Annotated in this window: 14 protein-coding genes; 7 read left to right on the top strand and 7 right to left on the bottom strand. The window is 71.4% G+C overall.

Going from position 1 to position 17013, the window contains the following annotated elements; translation table 11 throughout:
* Positions 1–29 precede the first annotated feature (29 nt).
* The 4 genes from PKE79_RS08070 (at position 30) to PKE79_RS08055 (ending at position 4201) form a co-directional block, all read left to right on the top strand.
* Entirely contained in the window at positions 30–1208 is a 1179-nt protein-coding gene (locus PKE79_RS08070; protein ID WP_271173176.1) for a Gfo/Idh/MocA family protein, read from the top strand.
* Entirely contained in the window at positions 1205–1900 is a 696-nt protein-coding gene (locus PKE79_RS08065; RefSeq protein ID WP_271173175.1) for a ThuA domain-containing protein, read from the top strand. Before PKE79_RS08070 ends, PKE79_RS08065 begins: the two co-directional genes overlap by 4 nt.
* Complete coding sequence (locus PKE79_RS08060) at positions 1879–2973, top strand: Gfo/Idh/MocA family protein (RefSeq protein ID WP_271173174.1); 1095 nt, start codon at positions 1879–1881, stop codon at positions 2971–2973. Before PKE79_RS08065 ends, PKE79_RS08060 begins: the two co-directional genes overlap by 22 nt.
* Before the next feature lie 82 nt (positions 2974–3055).
* Entirely contained in the window at positions 3056–4201 is a 1146-nt protein-coding gene (locus PKE79_RS08055; RefSeq protein ID WP_271173173.1) for an AI-2E family transporter, read from the top strand.
* Between the two features lie 6 nt (positions 4202–4207).
* Here the strand turns inward: PKE79_RS08055 and PKE79_RS08050 are convergent, their stop codons facing one another.
* The gene (locus PKE79_RS08050; protein WP_271173172.1) at positions 4208–4771 is read right to left on the bottom strand and encodes a TetR/AcrR family transcriptional regulator; all 564 of its coding nucleotides are present in this window, start codon (positions 4769–4771) and stop codon (positions 4208–4210) included.
* A gap of 92 nt (positions 4772–4863) precedes the next feature.
* On the opposite strand from PKE79_RS08050, the gene PKE79_RS08045 reads away from it, so the two are divergent.
* Together PKE79_RS08045 and PKE79_RS08040 are read left to right on the top strand one after the other, a co-directional pair.
* Entirely contained in the window at positions 4864–5706 is an 843-nt protein-coding gene (locus PKE79_RS08045) for an alpha/beta fold hydrolase (RefSeq protein ID WP_271173171.1), read from the top strand.
* 167 nt (positions 5707–5873) lie between these two features.
* Positions 5874–6125: a hypothetical protein gene (locus PKE79_RS08040; protein ID WP_271173170.1), complete on the top strand. Its 252-nt coding sequence runs from the start codon at positions 5874–5876 to the stop codon at positions 6123–6125.
* A 3-nt stretch (positions 6126–6128) separates the two neighbouring features.
* On the opposite strand, the gene PKE79_RS08035 is transcribed toward PKE79_RS08040, so the two are convergent.
* From PKE79_RS08035 to pgm, 5 genes are all read right to left on the bottom strand, one after another.
* Positions 6129–7277 carry a Wadjet anti-phage system protein JetD domain-containing protein gene (locus PKE79_RS08035; RefSeq protein ID WP_271173169.1) on the bottom strand — a complete coding sequence of 383 codons (1149 nt, stop codon included), beginning with the start codon at positions 7275–7277 and terminating at the stop codon, positions 6129–6131.
* On the bottom strand, positions 7274–10576 hold the full coding sequence (locus PKE79_RS08030; RefSeq protein WP_271173168.1) for an ATP-binding protein: 3303 nt from the start codon (positions 10574–10576) through the stop codon (positions 7274–7276). Before PKE79_RS08030 ends, PKE79_RS08035 begins: the two co-directional genes overlap by 4 nt.
* The gene (locus PKE79_RS08025) at positions 10563–11210 is read right to left on the bottom strand and encodes a DUF4194 domain-containing protein (protein ID WP_271173167.1); all 648 of its coding nucleotides are present in this window, start codon (positions 11208–11210) and stop codon (positions 10563–10565) included. The genes PKE79_RS08030 and PKE79_RS08025 overlap by 14 nt, the downstream gene beginning before the upstream one ends.
* Positions 11207–12658 (bottom strand): DUF3375 domain-containing protein, encoded by a 1452-nt coding sequence (locus tag PKE79_RS08020; protein WP_271173166.1) that lies wholly within the window; start codon positions 12656–12658, stop codon positions 11207–11209. The genes PKE79_RS08025 and PKE79_RS08020 overlap by 4 nt, the downstream gene beginning before the upstream one ends.
* A 63-nt stretch (positions 12659–12721) precedes the next feature.
* Complete coding sequence (gene pgm, locus PKE79_RS08015; protein WP_271173165.1) at positions 12722–14365, bottom strand: phosphoglucomutase (alpha-D-glucose-1,6-bisphosphate-dependent); 1644 nt, start codon at positions 14363–14365, stop codon at positions 12722–12724.
* Between the two features lie 81 nt (positions 14366–14446).
* On the opposite strand from pgm, the gene pheA reads away from it, so the two are divergent.
* The gene (gene pheA / locus PKE79_RS08010) at positions 14447–15415 is read left to right on the top strand and encodes a prephenate dehydratase (protein WP_271173164.1); all 969 of its coding nucleotides are present in this window, start codon (positions 14447–14449) and stop codon (positions 15413–15415) included.
* 307 nt (positions 15416–15722) lie between these two features.
* On the opposite strand, the gene PKE79_RS08005 is transcribed toward pheA, so the two are convergent.
* Positions 15723–16775 carry an LLM class flavin-dependent oxidoreductase gene (locus PKE79_RS08005; RefSeq protein WP_271173163.1) on the bottom strand — a complete coding sequence of 351 codons (1053 nt, stop codon included), beginning with the start codon at positions 16773–16775 and terminating at the stop codon, positions 15723–15725.
* Between the last annotated feature and the right edge of the window lie 238 nt (positions 16776–17013).

Raw genomic sequence — 17013 nt, 5'->3', positions numbered from 1 at the left:
CGATGGCTCCTGAATGGAGAGGAGACGCCATGACCTCGACGCTGCGGGTGGCAATCATCGGACACGCCTTCATGGGCCGTGCACACGCTCACGCCTGGAGGACCGCACCGCGGTTCTTCGACCTCCCGGCCCGACCCGAGCTGGCGGTCGTCGTCGGCCGCTCTGCCGAGCGCGCGGAGAGCGCCGCGCACGAGCTCGGAGCCGCGGAGTGGTCGGACGACTGGCGCGCCGTCATCGCGCGCGATGACATCGACATCGTCGACGTCTGCGCGCCGGGCGACGTGCACGCCGAGGTGTCGATCGCGGCGCTCGCCGCAGGCAAGCACGTGCTGTGCGAGAAGCCGCTGGCCCGCACGCTGCCGGAGGCCGAGCGGATGGCCGAGGCCGCGCGCAGCGCGCCCGCGGGCACGCGCGCGATGTGCGGCTTCAGCTACCGCCGCACGCCCGCGCTCGCCTACGCGAAGCGCCTCGTCGCGGACGGCCGCCTCGGCACCATCCGCCACGTGCGCGCGCAGTACCTCCAGGACTGGCTGACCGACGCCGACGCGCCCCTCACGTGGCGCCTCGACAAGGAGATCGCGGGGTCCGGAACGCTGGGCGACATCGGAGCGCACATCATCGACACCGCGCAGTGGCTCCTCGACGAGCCGCTCGAGGCGGTCTCCGCGCAGCTGCGCACGTTCGTCGCCGAGCGCCCGGTGCTCTCGGAGCAGCGCGGTCTCGGCGGACGCGCGGCGGCCGACGCCGAGCGCGGCCCGGTGACGGTCGACGACGCCGTCGCGTTCACCGCGTCGTTCGCGAGCGGAGCCCTCGGCGTGTTCGAGGCCACGCGCTTCGCGCTCGGGCACCGCAACGCGAACCGCATCGAGATCAACGGCGACCGCGGATCGATCGCCTTCGACTTCGAGCGGATGAACGAGCTCGAGTTCTACGACGCGGCCGACGCCGACGGCGAGCAGGGCTTCCGCCGCATCCTCGTGACCGAGCCGACCCATCCGTATGTCGACGCGTGGTGGCCCGCCGGCCACGGCCTCGGCTACGAGCACCTCTTCACGCACCAGGTCGTCGACCTCGTCACCGCCATCGCCGAGGAGCGCGACCCGTCGCCGAGCTTCGACGAGGCGCTCAGCGTGCAGCGCGTCCTCGACGCGGTCGAGCGCAGCGCAGCGGCCGACGCCGTCCTCACGCAGGTCGGGGGAGGCGCGTGACCCGGGCACTCGTCGTCCGCGGCGGATGGGACGGGCACAAGCCCGTCGAGTCGACGGACCTCTTCCTCCCCTTCCTCGAGGAGCGCGGCTACGACGTCCGCGTCGAGGAGACGACCGCGGTCTACGCCGATGCCGACGCGATGGCGCAGACCGACCTCATCCTGCAGAGCGTCACGATGTCGACGATCGAGCCCGAGGAGCTCAAGGGGCTCATCGCCGCGGTGCGCGCCGGCACGGGCCTCGCCGGATGGCACGGCGGGATCGCGGACTCGTTCCGCAACAGCTCGGACTACCTGCAGCTCGTCGGCGGCCAGTTCGCGACCCACCCGAGCAAGGAGCCCGGCGAGCTCGTCGGCGACGCGAGCGACAACTACCTGCCGTACACGGTCGAGATCACCGAGCTCGGCCGCACGCACCCGATCACCGCCGGGATCGACGACTTCGCGCTCGAGACCGAGCAGTACTGGGTGCTGCACGACGACCTGAACGACGTGCTCGCGACCACGACGCACCCCGTGCGCCCGTGGCATCCGTGGCACCGGCCGATCACGTCGCCCGCGGTCTGGACGCGGCAGTGGGGCGAGGGGCGGATCTTCGTCGCCACGCCCGGCCACAGCCCGGACGTCCTGCAGGACGAGAACGTCCGCACGATCATCGAGAGGGGCCTGGTGTGGGCGACGCGCACGGCGTAGGCATCGTCGGACTCGGCAACATCTCGCGGCAGTACCTCGACGCGCTCGCGGGCCATCCCGAGATCCGCATCGTCGCGGTCGCCGACCTGTCGGAGGAGCGCGCGGCCGCGGTCGCCGCGGAGACCGGCGCGGAGGCGGTTCCGGCTGCCGAGCTCGTGCGGCACCCCGCGGTGCAGACGGTGCTCAACCTGACGATCCCGGCCGCGCACGCCGAGATCGCGCACGCCGCGATCGAGGCCGGCCGCGCCGTGTACGGCGAGAAGCCGCTCGCGGTCTCGGTCGACGAGGGGCGGGGGATCGTCGAGGCCGGCGCGCGCTCCGGCGTGGCGGTCGGCTCCGCACCCGACACGGTGCTCGGCACGGGCGTGCAGACGGCCCGCCGCGCGGTCGACGACGGCCTCATCGGGCGACCCGTCGCGGCATCGGCGACGATGATCACGGCCGGCCACGAGCGCTGGCATCCGAACCCCGACTTCTACTACCAGCCGGGCGGCGGCCCGATGCTTGACATGGGCCCCTACTACGTCTCGGCGCTCGTGACGCTGCTGGGGCCGGTGGTCGCCGTGAGCGGTGCGGCATCGCGCCTCCGCTCCGAGCGCGTGATCGGATCCGGTCCGCGCGCGGGCGAGACCATCCCGGTCGACGTCGACACGCACGTGACGGGCATCCTCGAGCACGCGAACGGCGCGATCTCGACGATCGTGACGAGCTTCGACGGCACGACGACGACCGCGTCGCCGATCGAGGTGCACGGCACCGACGGCACGCTCCTCGTGCCCGACCCCAACCGGTTCGACGGCGACGTCGTGCTGCACCGGCCGGGCGCCGAGCCCGAGACGCTCGCCGTCTCGGGCGGCTACGACGGGGCAGGACGCGGCGTCGGCCTCGTCGACTTCGTGCGGACCGCGCCCGGCGTCGAGCCGCGCGCGGGCGGCGCGATGGCGCTCCACGTGCTCGACATCATGACCGGCATCCTGCGCGCGGCCGAGCAGGGCGGGCGCGTCGAGCTCACCACGACCACCGCGCGTCCCGAGGCCGTTCCCTTCACCGCGCGGGAGGACTGGCACAGCTGATCCGCAGGGTCAAGCTCCCGGGACTCGCGCGCGGCGTCCGGCAGGATGGTGACGACGCGTTCGCGACGACAGGGGGAGCACGATGTTCAGACGACGCACGCCTCAGGCGCCGGCGCCCGCGCCGGTCGTGACCGACGGCCGCACGCCGCGCCGGCTGTGGTCCGACGGGTTCGGCACGCTCGCGACGCGCGCGGTGCAGATCATCGCGGTGGTCATCCTCGCCGCGGGGCTCGTCTACGCGTCGCAGACGCTGTCGGTCGTCGTCATCCCCGTGCTCCTCGCGCTGATCTTCGCGTGCGCGTTCGAGCCCCTCATGGGGTGGCTGCGGCCGCGGCTCGGGCCGTCGTTCTCGACGGCGATCGTGCTCCTCGCGATCGTGCTCATTATCGGCGGACTCGGATGGGCGATGGTCTCGGCCGTGCGCAGCCAGTGGAGCGAGCTGTACGCGCAGGCGCAGGAGGGCTTCCTCCAGGTGGTCGCGTGGGTCAACACGCTGCCGTTCGCGCCCGACCAGGCGCAGATCGACGAGTGGATCGCGTCGGTGACCGACTTCTTCACGAGCGCGCAGTTCGGCTCTGGCGCGGTCGCCGGGGTCGGCGCCGTCGCGAACTTCGTGACGGGCTTCGTGCTCATGGTCGTCGTGCTGTTCTTCTTCCTCAAGGACGGCCCGCAGATCTGGTCCTTCCTCACGCGGCCGTTCGAGGGCGAGTGGTACGCGCGCGTGCAGCGCGCGGGAGCCAAGTCGGTGGACACGTTCGGCGCCTACGTGCGCGGAACGGCGGCCGTCGCCGCGGTGGACGCGATCGGCATCGGCATCGGGCTGTTCGTGCTCGGCGTGCCGCTCGCCTTCCCGCTGACGATCCTCGTGTTCCTCCTCGCGTTCATCCCCATCGTCGGCGCGACGGTCGCGGGCATCCTCGCCTCGCTCGTGGCGCTCGTGGCGAACGGTCCGATCGTCGCGATCATCGTCATCGCGATCGTCGTCGTCGTGAACCAGCTCGAGGGCAACCTGCTGCAGCCCATCCTCATGGGGCGGGCGCTCAAGCTGCACTCGCTCGTCGTCCTGATCGCACTGGCCATCGGAACCGTGCTGGGCGGCATCCTCGGCGCGATCCTCGCCGCGCCGTTCGCCGCGGTCGTGTGGGGCATCGTGCAGGTCTGGGACGGACCGGCCACGCCCGCGCGCTGGGCGCGGCGGAAGGACCGGACGGTCGGCGCGCGGGCGTGAGCGCGCTCAGCGCGCCGTCGCGGCGTCGATGAGCACCTCGGCCGCAGCGCGCGCCTGAGCCGCGACCTGCGGGTCGCCCGAGATGGCGGCCGTGCTCTGCGCGCCCTCCGCGAGGATCGAGAGCTGCGCCGCGAGGGCGGCGGGGGCTCCCGACGCCGCCACGAGCGCCGCCATGTGCTCCTGGAACGACGCCTTGTGCTCGCGGACGATGCGGGCGACCTCGGGATGCGTTCCGCCGAGCTCGCCGAAGGCGTTGATGAACGCGCAGCCCCGGAAGTCCCCCGTGCAGAACCAGTCCTCGAGATAGCGGTAGACCGCGAGCAGGCGCTCGCGCGGATCGTCGCCGGCGGCGGCGATCGCCCCGTCGAGCGCCGACTCCCACTGGCGATGCCGACGGTCGAGCACGGCCGCGACGATGTCGTTCTTGGCGGGGAAGAGCGCGTACAGGCGCCGCAGCGACACGCCGGCCGCCGAGCGCAGCTCGTCCATGCCGACGGCCGCGTATCCCTTGCGGTAGTAGAGCTCCTCGGCCGCGGCGAGGATGCGCTCGCGTGCTTCTTCCTCGGTCATGCGCCCAGTCTACTTGACACGAGAACGATCGTTCTCTACCGTGGACCTCACCAGCGAGAACGACCGTTCTCGGGGATCGAGAGGAAGAGATCATGGGCTACATCACCGTCGGCGACGAGAACAGCACCCCGGTCGAGCTGTACTACGAGGACCACGGGTCCGGGCAGTCGGTCGTGCTCATCCACGGCTACCCCCTGAACGGGCACAGCTGGGAGCGGCAGACGCGCGAGCTGCTCGCGCAGGGCTATCGCGTCATCACCTACGACCGCCGAGGGTTCGGCCAGTCGTCGAAGGTCGGGGCGGGCTACGACTACGACACCTTCGCCGCCGATCTGAACACGGTGCTCGAGACGCTCGACCTGCGCGACGTCGTGCTCGTGGGCTTCTCGATGGGCACGGGCGAGCTCGCGCGCTACGTGGCCCGCTACGGGCACGAGCGCGTCGCGAAGCTCGCGTTCCTCGCGTCGCTCGAGCCGTTCCTCGTCGCCCGCGACGACAACCCCGAGGGCGTTCCGCAGGACGTGTTCGACGGGATCGCGGCCGCCGCGAAGGGCGACCGCTTCGCGTGGTTCACGCAGTTCTACCGCGACTTCTACAACCTCGACGAGAACCTCGGATCCCGGATCAGCCAGGAGGCCGTGACCGCCAGCTGGAACGTCGCGATCGGCAGCGCTCCGGTCGCGGCCTACGCGGTCGTGCCCGCGTGGATCGAGGACTTCCGCGGCGACGTCGAGGCCGTCCGCGCCGCCGGCAAGCCGACGCTCATCCTGCACGGCACGAAGGATCAGATCCTCCCGATCGACGCGACCGCCCGCCGGTTCCACGAGGCCGTCCCCGAGGCGGACTACGTCGAGGTCGAGGGCGCTCCGCACGGCCTGCTCTGGACGCACGCCGACGAGGTCAACGCGGCGCTCAAGGACTTCCTCGCGAAGTAGCCCGCACGCGACGACGGCCCGCCCCGATCGGGGCGGGCCGTCGTCGCGTGCACAGCACCATTTCATTCGGCGTTTCCGCTCACATCGCCGTCGTGCAGCACCGAGTGCTCGAGCGACGCGACACCCTGGAGTTCCGAGCACGCCCGCGACACAATGGGGAGATGTCCATGACCGAGATCCAGGTGTGGGTGCTGATCAGCGTGTTCGGCGCGACCATGCTCGGCGTGACGACGCTCTCGGCGAGCATGATCTGGACCGCGACGCACCGTTCGCTTCAGGCGGTGAGCGACTCGATGCGGGCGCTCGGAGACCGGATGGACGCGCGCTTCGACGCGATGGATACCCGGATGGAGCATCTGGACGCGGAGGTGGCCGCGATCGCGAAGCGCGTCTGGGAGGATCGCGGGCCCCGCGACTGAAGGTCAGCCGCCAATCGCGTCGTCGAGCGCCGCGAGCGCATAGGGCCAGGGCACGCGCTCCTGCTCGAGCCGGATGCCGCCCTCGCTGTGGATACGGCCCAGCGCTCGCTGCTCCGCCGCGGTCAGAGCCGACAGCGCGCGGGGCGCGGCCGTGCCCGGATCGGCGACCCAGAGATCGCGGAACGCGATGAGCGTCTCCTCGTCCATGAGCAGGCTCTGCGCCGTCACACCGCGAACTCGGAGCGCATGGAGGATGGCGAATCCGTCGGCGTCGAGATCGCCCCAGTAGAGGACGCGCGCGGCCGCCACCCAGGGCAGCCGCGGGATCGCGTCGGCGACGGCGTATCCACTTCCGTGCACCGCGACGACGCCACCTCGCTCGGGCAGCGCGAGCAGCGTCTCCAGGTTCTCGACCACCACGACCGTCCGCGCGGGAACGCGGAGGCCCGCAAGCTCATCGAGCGGGGCGACGATGTCGGCGAGTCCGCCGGGGCGCAGACGAGCGTCGAGGAAGCGCACGCGCACGCCGGGCATCGAGGTGATCAGGCCGAGGGACTCCCTTCCCGTCGCGGCGCTGTGCAGCGCCTCGACGAGCGCGCGGTGGGCGCCGAGCCACTTCGTGTGCATCCCCGGGATCGGAACCTGCCGGAGCCGGTATCCGGAAGCCGGGTTCTCCACCAGCCACTCGACGACTTCGCCGAGGAGGAGGAGATCGGCCTCGGACAGTCGCGCGAGGGACGTGCCATGACGCTGCACGGCGGACCGGACCTCGGCGGAATCGCCGAGGCGCACGCGGAGCGCGTGCGCCCGATCCCTGAGCCTTCGCCACTCGCGCTCGACGGAGCGCCCTGCGAATCGCGCCATGGCGTCGGCACCCGTCACTGTGCACCGCTCAGGGATCGCCTGCGCGCCCGCGCTGGGCCAGCGGCGTGTCGTCCACGTCACCTCGACGCCGTCCTCGTCGATCCGCCACCCTGCGGCCCATCCGATCGCCGCGTTCAGATCCGCGAGAGCCGCTCGCTCGCTCGGAGGATGGAGCGGCAGTTCCCAGCGGACGTCGTCGCCGCCGTGCGCAGCCCACGCTCTCTGCTCGCGGGCGACGACGCGAGCCGCCCGCTCGCGAGCGGTCGCGATCGAGACGGGGGCGCTCATCGCCGCTCCGTGAACGCGACGTTCGCGAGCACGGACTGCTGTCTGCTCGGATTCGACACCGACGTCACGGCGCCGACGTAGCGTTCGATCGTCTGCAGGAGCTTGTGCGGTGTCGCGAGGATCATGTGGAAGCCGAACTCCGTGAACACATCCATGGCCATCCGCGTGTACCGGCTGTCCGCCTTGTCGAAGGCCTCGTCGAGCACGATCGTCGCGTAGGTCGGAACATCCTCGTCATCCGTCGTGAGCTGGTAGCGGAGAGCAGCAGCGAGGCAGAAGATGACGAGCTTCTGGCGTTGTCCACCCGAGAGCCCCGCGCTCGAATCGTGCACGCCCACCACGCGACCCGCTCTGTCGACCTCGTGCGCGGTGAAGGAGACGTGCTCGCGCGTATCGAGGCATCGCTGCCGCCACCCGCGGTCGGCGCTGTCATCGGAAGCGAGGCGGCGCATGATGCGCTCGAGCACGGCGAACCGCTGCTCGGCACGGTCGAGATCGTCGTCGGCCCACGCGCCGTCGACGATCGACTTGAGATCCGACATGAACTCGACGACCTCGGGTCCGCGGCGCACCTTGACGACGATGCGCAGGAAGCGGTCTGTGTCGAAGAGCGAGCGCCCCAGCGAGCTGTTGACGGGGTCGATGCGCTCGGCGATCTGCTTGGGCGCGTCGCGGATGTCGCTGAGCAGATGCCCGATGAGGTCGCGTGAGCGCTCTCGCAGGAGGCGCTGGAAGTTGCTCTCGTGCTCGGGGAGCCCTCGCGACTCGATCGTGGCGAGGAGTGCTCGGTAACCGTCGCGATCCTCGATCGATGAGGTGAGATCAGCAGCGGCGCTCTCCCAGCGCGCGCGGAACGCGCCCGCCTGCTCCTGGAACGACGACTGCGCCTCGGCTCGCCGCGCACCTGCCGCCGTCGCCTCGTGGTGCATCGCGGAGGTGACCCGCTGTCCGACGCGCTCGATGTCGTCGCGCCCGATGCGGCGCTGGATGGACCGGTAGCGGGCCTCGAGATCTCGCGCGTCCGCCTCGTCGATCGTCCGGCCATCGAGACGTGCCGTGAGCGTCTCGATGAGACGCTCGGTGTCGTGAAGGCGATCCCCCGCGCGCGCGAGCTCGGTGTCGGCGAGGCGCGACGCCTCATCCCGCTGATGCCAGAGCGCACGGGCCTCCTCTGCGACGCGGGTCGCGTCGGCCAGCTCGCCGTTGCCTTCCGTGAGGGCGGCCAGCTCGCGCAGGCGAGCGGCCACCGCCGCCTCCGCCGCCTCGCGGTCAATGCTCGACCACTCCGTCTCGAGCACGCGCTCGAGCGTCGCCCGCCGCCGAGCCGCGGCCTCGATCTCGCGCTGGACGGCGTCGAGCAGCCCCGCGGCCTCGGCCATCCGTCGCTCGGCGTCGCGCCTGCGCACGAGGAGGAGCTCGACCTTCGCCTCGTTGTCCGCGCCGAGGATCCAGTGGCGGCGGTCGTCGATGGCCACGCGGTCGTTCTTCTCATAGCGCCGTGACGACAGCTTGATCTGGCCGCCGATCGTGACGCCGCGCTCGACGTCGTCGAGGGCGTCCGGCCCGTCGACGCACGAGATGTCGTAGGAGGTCGCGAGGCGCGACGAGAGCCAGGTGCCGAACGGCCCGTCCGACACCCGGATGCGGTGGAGCAGCGTCTGGGGAGCCCGGGCGGGGCGAGGCGATTCCGCGACGAGGGGGACGGCCTCGACGACGAGCCGTGCCCCCAGGTGCCGGCCCTCGACGAGCCGTCGCACCGCGGCGAGATGCTCATCCCGTACGAGCAGTGACGACGCGATCGGTCGCAGCACGCGCTCGATCGCCCCCGTCCACTCCTCGTACTCTGGCAGGACCTCGATGAGCTCTCCGCCGAAGGGGAGCGCCTGCTCGGTCAACCCGGTCTCTGCGCACAGCCACGCCCGGACGCCCTGGAGATCGGCGGGGATGTTGCTCCGCCGACGGCGCAGCGCTTCGAGCTCGGCGTCGATCTTCTCGAGTTCGCGCCTGGCTTCGAAGAACCGCGCATTCGCCGCGTGGTCGCGGGAGGCAGCGGGGCGCTCCTCGTCGAGTGCGGAGCGGGCTGCCTGCTGCAGCTCGGCGAAGTCGGCCGCGCTCTGCGGTGGGGTGTCGAGGCCGACTCCCGACAGCTCGGCGGCGAGCTGCGACCAGCGTCGGGCCGTCGCGTCGGCTGCTGCACGCGCGTCGTCGAGGCGAGCCCGGAGGTGCTGCGCGTCGCCGCCGCCGAGCTGGGCCTCGCGCAGCTGTGCGGCGCGGAGCTGCTCGTCGGCCTCCTCGCGTGCGCGGGCGGCTCTCTGTGCGACATCCTCGGCGCGCGCCTTCGCGGCGATCAGATCGGCGTGATCGTCTTGGGTGATCTTCAGGTGGAAGCGATCCTGGAACACCTCGCGCACCGCGAGCAGGCGCTCGAGCTCGGCGGCGACGCGCGACTCCCGCTCGTATGCGGCGATCGTCGCCGAGATCTCGCGAAGCTGCTCGGCCTGCAGGCGCAGCTGGACGACGTGCTGATGCGCCGCGCTCAGCTCGCCGAACTGCTCGGTCGCGTTGTCGGCGCGCTCGAAGGTCGACGGCCGGTCGAGCATGAAGGTGCGGAACAGGTGATCGAGGCTGCCGAGGTTCTTCGCCGCCTGCGTGCGGTGCAGGAGCTGGAGCGCGTTGTCCGATCCGATGCCGAGCGAGCGGCGGAGCCGCTGGTAGAAACCGCCGTGTGAGCCGGTCGAGACGTAGGCGTCGGGGTATGCGGCCTTGAGCCGACGCGCCTCGATGCCCTTCGCGGCGAACGGGGCGAAGTCGACGAGGGCGACCGTGTCTCGCAGGAGGAGGAGCGCGTCGCGCAGATCGGCCCGATCCGTGCCGCTGCCGGGGAGATGGAAGAGCCGGACCAGGGTCACCGGCGCGTCGACCTCGTTCTCGTAGCGGAGCAGGATGCCGCTCCACGTCGCTCTCGGCCGCACGTAGGCGCTGACGGCGCGGTCGAGCGCCTCGTCGGCCTCCTTGCTCCATGCGCCGCGGACGTAGCTGACCAGGCTGCGGTCGTCGGCACGCGAAGAGCCGTCCTGTGCGGCCGCGTTGAAGCGGAGCCATCGGTCCGGCGTCATGACGGCCGCGACCGCGTCGAGCAGCGACGACTTGCCCGATCCCGAAGCCCCCGTGAAGAGATGACCCTTGCGCGCGACGTCGATGCCGTGTGCGCCGTCGAAGGTGCCCCAGTTGACGACCTCGATGCGGGCGAGGCGCCATTGCGGACGGGAGGGTGCGATCGGCAGGTCAAGCATCGTCATCGGCGGCCTCCTCGGCGTCGCGATCGGGCGTCCGTTCGCCCGCGCGGATCCGGGCGTACTCCGCGGCGATGGCCCGCGCCTGCTCCGCGTCGACGAGGAGGCGCAGCACGGGCGAGATCTCGACGCGATCCTCCGAGACCGTGTGCACGACGCGGAGGCGGTTCTTCATCTTGACCCACGATGCGTTCAGGCGCTTCCGGAAGTCGGTCTCGTCCCGATCCGCGGTGCGGAACGGCTCGAGCTGCTCGAACACCTCGTCCTGCCCGACGATCACGCGCCCCTCGCTCTCGGCGCTCAGAAGCAGCTGGCGCAGGACGAGCAGCATCGCCGTGTCGAGGAAGGTCAGCGACTCGGAGCGGACCGCGCTCGGCACGTCGAGCTCGCCCGCGTCGACGTTGCGCACGAAGGCGAAGCCGCCGTCTCGGTCGACGACGAGGTCGAGGAAGAGGTCGTTGAGGCGCGAGCGCACCGTCGCCTCGTCGGAGAGCAGCGCGGCCCACTGCCGTGGCGAGCGGGACGCCGACAGGTAGGGGCCTTGGATGAGCTTGAGCAGCGCCTTGCGCGACTCGAGCTTCAGGGCGCCTTCGTCGCCGCGCCACAGCCCATCCTGCCGGGCTTCCGCCTCCTCCGTCACAGCAGCCTCCCCGTGAATCGGAACACCGGCACCTCGGCCATCCGCTCGACCTCGTCCTCTCCGCGCCACGAGACGCGCTCGGTCGCCTCCTCGGCGACTCCCTGTTCGGCTCCCAGCGCGAGCAGTCCGACGACGCTCGCGACACCCTGTGTCGCGGGACGGCGGGAGAGCACCTCCCCGACCGAGCAGGGTCCTCCCTCGGCGAGGAGATCGTTGACGTTGCGCGTGAGCTCGTCGAAGTCGATTTCGGTCTCGCGCGCCATCGCGCGCAGCTCCTCGTACGACGCGAGCTCGGCGGAATGGGCGACGACCTCCTGCGAGGCGTCGTGCTCCGAGGGGTCGTGGAGGCGGACGGCACCCGCGCTCGTGAGCGATACGGCCGCGAGATCGAGGCGGAGGGCGGTCGGATGGAACGGCTTGATGTGCGTCGAGGCCGCATGGCCCTCGGCGAGGGCGGCGCGGAGCTCGCGCCGCAGCACCCGGTCGCGCTGGTAGTCCTGCGACTGCACATAGCGTCGAAGGCCGCGGGCGAACGAGGTGATGACGTCGTGGATCTCGGCGCTGCGCTCTTTGAGCGTGCGGAGGAGGCGACGCAGGAATCGCCGCTCCTGCTGCGTGAGGGATGTCGCGAACTCTCGCTCGAGAACGCTGCGGATGTCGTCGTCGAACGCCTCGCCGACCTCCGGGTCGAGGACGAGGGAGGAGAACCCGGAGAAGCTGCGGCCTGCATCGGAGTCGGCGATGAGGTCGACCCCGCGGAAGATCTCGTCGAGCACGCTGCGCTGCGCCGTGTCCGACTCCACGACCCGCGCGCGGAGCTCGCGGTTGAGGTCTTCGAACTGCGCGCGGACGCGGGCGAAATCGGACGGGATGTCCTCGGCCTGCGCGAGGATGTCCCGGACGCGCTCGAGTCCACGGCTCGCGTCGAGCGTCGTCTCCTCGCCGGCCGCGATCGCCTCGATCTGGGCGTCGATGCGGTCGCGTTGAGCGTAGAGCTGCGCGAGTCGACGCGACGCGTCGGGATCCGTGTCGATCGCGAGCTGCTGCAGCTGTCGGGCGATGCTCGTGAGCCGCGACTCCGTGACGCTCTGCCGCGGCTGGGCGAGCTGAGCGAGGAATCGGATCGCGCCGAGCGCCGCCGGGGAGAGCTCGAACGTCTCTCCTCGCGATGCCTCGGACGGCCGGCGGACGAGGTAGCCGTCGGTGCGCCACGCGGCGCAGTATCCGCGCGCGGAACCGGGCAGCTCGAAGCCGTGCGCGCGCAGCTCCTCGAGATCGACGTCGATGCGCTCGTACAGCTCCTCGCTGTCGATCCGGCGCTCCTCCCCGCCGAGGTGGGAGTCGAGCACAGCGACGATCACCGGTGCGAGGTCGGCGCGCAGCAGTCGCCAGGTGGCCTCGTCGGCGAGGAGCCGCGTGAGGGCATGAGCGCGTGCGAGAGCCGACATGAATCCTGCGTGATGATCGGGAACGCGGTCGACGGCCATCCTGCCGCCGACCCCGGACAACGCTCAGCCGCCGAGGGCCGCGGTCACGACCGCGCGCGCCTCCTCCTGCACCTGGCGGAGGTGCTCCTCGCCCTTGAGCGACTCGGCGTAGAGCTTGTAGACGTCCTCGGTGCCCGACGGGCGGGCGGCGAACCACGCGTGCTCCGTCTGCACCTTGAGGCCGCCGATCGCCGCGTCGTTGCCCGGAGCGTGCGAGAGCTTGGCCGTGATCGGCTCGCCCGCCAGCTCGGACGCCGAGACGTCGTCGGGGGAGAGCGCCTTGAGGGCGGACTTCTGCTCGGGGGTGGCCGGGGCGTCGACGCGCTGGTAGGCCGACGAGCCGTACTCGGCCTCGAGCTCCGCGTAGCGCTGCGAGGGCGTCTTGCCCGTGACGGCGAGGATCTCAGCCGCGAGCAGGCACAGGAGGATGCCGTCCTTGTCGGTCGTCCAGACCGAGCCGTCCATGCGGAGGAACGACGCGCCCGCCGACTCCTCGCCGCCGAACGCGACCGAGCCGTCGAGGAGGCCCGGGACGAACCACTTGAAGCCGACGGGCACCTCGAGCAGGCGACGCCCGAGCGCCGCGGTCACCTTGTCGATCATCATCGACGAGACGAGCGTCTTGCCGACGGCCGCGTCCGGCGACCATCCGGGACGATGCGAGAACAGGTAGTCGATCGCGACGGCGAGGTAGTGGTTGGGGTTCATGAGCCCCGCGTCGGGCGTGACGATGCCGTGCCGATCGGCATCGGCGTCGTTGCCCGTGAGGATGTCGTACTCGTCGCGACGTGCGACGAGCGAGGCCATGGCCGACGGCGACGACGGATCCATCCGGATCTTCTCGTCCCAGTCGAGCGTCATGAACTTCCAGGTCGGGTCGACGTCGGGGTTCACGACGGTGAGGTCGAGGCCGTGCATCTCGGCGATGAGCGCCCAGTACTCGACGGACGCGCCGCCGAGCGGGTCGGCGCCGATGCGGACGCCGGCCTTGCGGATGGCCTCGACGTCGATGATCGTCGAGAGGTCGCGCACGTACGCCTCGCGGAAGTCGTACTGGCCGAGCGAGTCGAGGTCGATGTCGGCGTGCTTGACGCGCTTGACTGCGTCGAGGCCGCTCGCGATGAGCGCGTTCGCCCGGTCAGCGATCCAGCCGGTCGCATCGGTGTCGGCGGGGCCGCCGTGCGGCGGGTTGTACTTGAAGCCGCCGTCGGCCGGCGGGTTGTGGCTCGGCGTCACGACGATGCCGTCCGCGCGGCCTGGGTCGTCGGCGGCGCGGCCGCGGTTGTACGCGAGGATGGCGTGGCTGAGCGCGGGGGTCGGCACCCACGAGTCGCGCGCGTCGACGCGCACGTCGACGCCGTTCGCGACGAGCACCTCGATCGCGCTCCGCTCGGCGGGCAGCGACAGGCCGTGGGTGTCGCGCCCGAGGAAGAGCGGGCCGGCGATGCCCTGCTCGTTGCGGTAGTCGACGATGGCCTGGGTCGTCGCGAGGATGTGGTTCTCGTTGAAGCTCGTCGAGAGGCTCGAGCCGCGATGACCGCTCGTGCCGAACGCGACCTGCTGCGCGGGGATCGAGGGATCGGGTGCGCGGTCGTAGTAGGCGGAGATCAGCTCATCGACATCGATGAGGTCGGATGCTTCAGCGGGGAGTCCGGCACGGCTCGTCATAGGGCAAGTCTGCCCCGTCGAGGCCCTCCGTGCACAGTTCTTCGTCTCGGAGTCGTCGCAGAGCCGTCTAGGCTGATCGTCATGTCGACGGATGCCCCCGAACGCCGGACGTACAGCTATCTGGGGCCTGCCGGCACCTTCACCGAGGCCGCGCTCGCGCAGGTCCCCGAGGCGCGCGGCCAGATCTGGCGCCCGGTGAGCAACGTCGGGCAGGCGCTCGCCGACGTCGTGTCGGGGCGCAGCGACGCCGCCATGATCGCGATCGAGAACTCGATCGAGGGCGGCGTCTCGAGCGCGCAGGACGCACTCGCGACCATCCCCGGGCTCCGGATCGTCGGCGAGTACCTCGTCCCCGTGCGCTTCTGGCTCGTCGCGCATCCCGGGGCGTCTCTCGACGACATCCGCGCGCAGAAGCCGGTCGGCGTCGCGGGCCATCCGGTCGCCTACGCGCAGTGCCTCGGATGGCTGGCCGACAACATCCCCGATCACGAGCACGTCGTCGCGTCGAGCAATGTCGCGAGCGCCGTGGGGATGCTCGACGGCTCGCTGCCCGCGCAGGTCGCGATCGTCGCGCCGGGCGTCGCCGAGCACCACGACGTCGAGGTGCTCGCGAAGGACATCGGCGACAACCCCGAGGCCGTCACGCGCTTCGTGCTCGTCACGCGCACGGTCGCGCCGGCCGCGCCCACCGGAGCCGACAAGACGTCTCTCGTCGCCGAGCTGCCGAAGGACGAGCCCGGCGCCCTGCTCGAGCTGCTCGAGCAGTTCTCGACGCGCGGGATCAACCTGAGCCTGCTCGAGTCGCGCCCGATCGGCGACGCCCTCGGGCGGTACCGCTTCGTCATCGACGCCGACGGGCACGTGTTCGACGAGCGGATGGCCGACGCGCTGATGGGCCTGCGGCGCTTCAGCCCGAACGTGGTGTTCCTCGGCTCGTACCCGCGCGCCGATCGCCAGGTCGTCCATTACCCGCAGCGCTATGGGGACGAGGCGTTCGTCGAGGCGCGCGACTGGCTCCGCGGCCTCCTCGCCGGCGAGCCCGAGGCGTAGCCCTCCGTTCTCGGCCGTCCGGGTTGTTGGGGCCGTTGGGGCTGGTTGTCCGGGTCGTCGGGGCTGGCTGTCCGGGTCGCAGTTTGCGGCCTTCCGGCGCCTTCGGGGGACGGTTTGTGCGACCTGGGCGGATGGCTGGTTGGGGCTGGTTGTCCGGGTCGCAGTTCGCGGCCTTCCGGGGCCTTCGGGGGACGGTTTGTGCGACCTGGGCGGATGGGCCGTCGGGGCTGGCCGTCCGGGTCGCAGTTTGCGGCCTTCCGGGGCCTCTGGAGGACGGTTTGTGCGACCTGGGCGGGTGGGCGATCGTTCAGGCCAGAGCGGCAGCGAGCAGCTCGACCGTCTCGAGGCGACCGGGGGCCGCGTCCAGCGGGTCGGCCTCGTACGACCCGGCGGCGGGCGAGATCATGATCTCGTCGACACCGTGCTGAGCCGCGAACGCGCGCAGCTCGGCGGCCACGGTATCGGGCGTGCCGACGAACCAGCGCGAGCGTGACTGCTGGATGAACGACTCCTCGAGCGCATCGGATGGCGCCGCGAGTGCCTCGTCGATCGTCTCGATCGGGCGCATGGGCTTGTTCGTGCGGAGGCGCGCGAACTGGCGCAGCTGGGGGAGTGCGCGCCGCTCGGCCTCCTCCGGCGTCTCGGCGACGACGACGTTGGCCGTGACGAACGACTTCGGTGCGTCCAGCCACGCGCTCGGCTTGAACTGGTTGCGGTAGAGGGCCATCGCGCGCTCGAGTCCGTCGCCCGCGAAGTGGTTGGCGAAGACGTAGGGCAGCCCGAAGCTCGCGGCCAGCTGCGCGGAGTAGTCGCTCGAGCCGAGCAGCCACACCTCCGGAGCGCCGGTCGCGGCCGGCGTCGCGTGCACGGCGTACTCGCCGCCCGAGGTGAAGCGGACGGTCGCGCCCTCCGGGCTCATGATCGCGAGGATGTCGGTCACATGATCGGGGAACCGCTCCGCCTCGCTCGTCGTGCCCGAGCGGCGCAGGAGCTGCGTGATGACCGGGTCGCTGCCCGGTGCGCGGCCGAGGCCGAGGTCGATGCGCCCGGGAGCGAGCGCCTCGAGGGCCGCGAACTGCTCGGCGACGATGAGCGGCGCATGGTTCGGCAGCATGACGCCGCCCGACCCGATGCGGATGCGCGCAGTGCGCGCGGCCGCCGCCGCGATGAGCACGGGCGGCGTGGTCGACGCGACCGCGGGCATGTTGTGGTGCTCCGCGAACCAGTACCGGCGGTAGCCGAGCTCATCGGCGCGCTGCGCCATCTGCAGGGAGGCGGCGATCGCCTGGGAGCTGGACTGCCCCGTGCGGACCGAGACGAGATCGAGGATGGACAGAGCGGGAGCGGGTGCGTCGGACATCGCTCGAGACAACCGCGCCGCGGGCGAGCGTATTCCTCCGCACGCCGAGAACCGCCGCGCTGCCCACGGCGCTGCGCACGCTGAGAGCGCTCACATGGAGCGCCTGCTAGGGTTGCGCCCGGTCGAGGAAACCGTCTGGGGCGGTCGACCGAGCCGGTATGGGTCTGGGGAGGGCCATACGTGGCGGTCCCTGCGATCCGCCGTCCTTCTCGGATTCTGCCTGCGCAGAAACAGTTCT

The organism is Microbacterium barkeri, assembly GCF_027921765.1.
Classification (GTDB): Bacteria; Actinomycetota; Actinomycetes; order Actinomycetales; family Microbacteriaceae; genus Microbacterium; species Microbacterium barkeri.
This window is presented reverse-complemented; position numbering and strand designations above follow the sequence as displayed.

Excerpts from the sequence above, each read along its gene's own strand:
- PKE79_RS08070 (WP_271173176.1), top strand. The coding sequence starts at position 30 with ATGACCTCGACGCTGCGGGTGGCAATCATCGGACACGCCTTCATGGGC.
- pheA (WP_271173164.1), top strand. The coding sequence starts at position 14,447 with ATGTCGACGGATGCCCCCGAACGCCGGACGTACAGCTATCTGGGGCCT.
- PKE79_RS08005 (WP_271173163.1), bottom strand. The coding sequence starts at position 16,775 with ATGTCCGACGCACCCGCTCCCGCTCTGTCCATCCTCGATCTCGTCTCG.
- PKE79_RS08055 (WP_271173173.1), top strand. The coding sequence starts at position 3,056 with ATGTTCAGACGACGCACGCCTCAGGCGCCGGCGCCCGCGCCGGTCGTG.
- pgm (WP_271173165.1), bottom strand. The coding sequence starts at position 14,365 with ATGACGAGCCGTGCCGGACTCCCCGCTGAAGCATCCGACCTCATCGAT.
- PKE79_RS08020 (WP_271173166.1), bottom strand. The coding sequence starts at position 12,658 with ATGTCGGCTCTCGCACGCGCTCATGCCCTCACGCGGCTCCTCGCCGAC.
- PKE79_RS08045 (WP_271173171.1), top strand. The coding sequence starts at position 4,864 with ATGGGCTACATCACCGTCGGCGACGAGAACAGCACCCCGGTCGAGCTG.
- PKE79_RS08040 (WP_271173170.1), top strand. The coding sequence starts at position 5,874 with ATGACCGAGATCCAGGTGTGGGTGCTGATCAGCGTGTTCGGCGCGACC.
- PKE79_RS08035 (WP_271173169.1), bottom strand. The coding sequence starts at position 7,277 with ATGAGCGCCCCCGTCTCGATCGCGACCGCTCGCGAGCGGGCGGCTCGC.
- PKE79_RS08050 (WP_271173172.1), bottom strand. The coding sequence starts at position 4,771 with ATGACCGAGGAAGAAGCACGCGAGCGCATCCTCGCCGCGGCCGAGGAG.
- PKE79_RS08030 (WP_271173168.1), bottom strand. The coding sequence starts at position 10,576 with ATGACGATGCTTGACCTGCCGATCGCACCCTCCCGTCCGCAATGGCGC.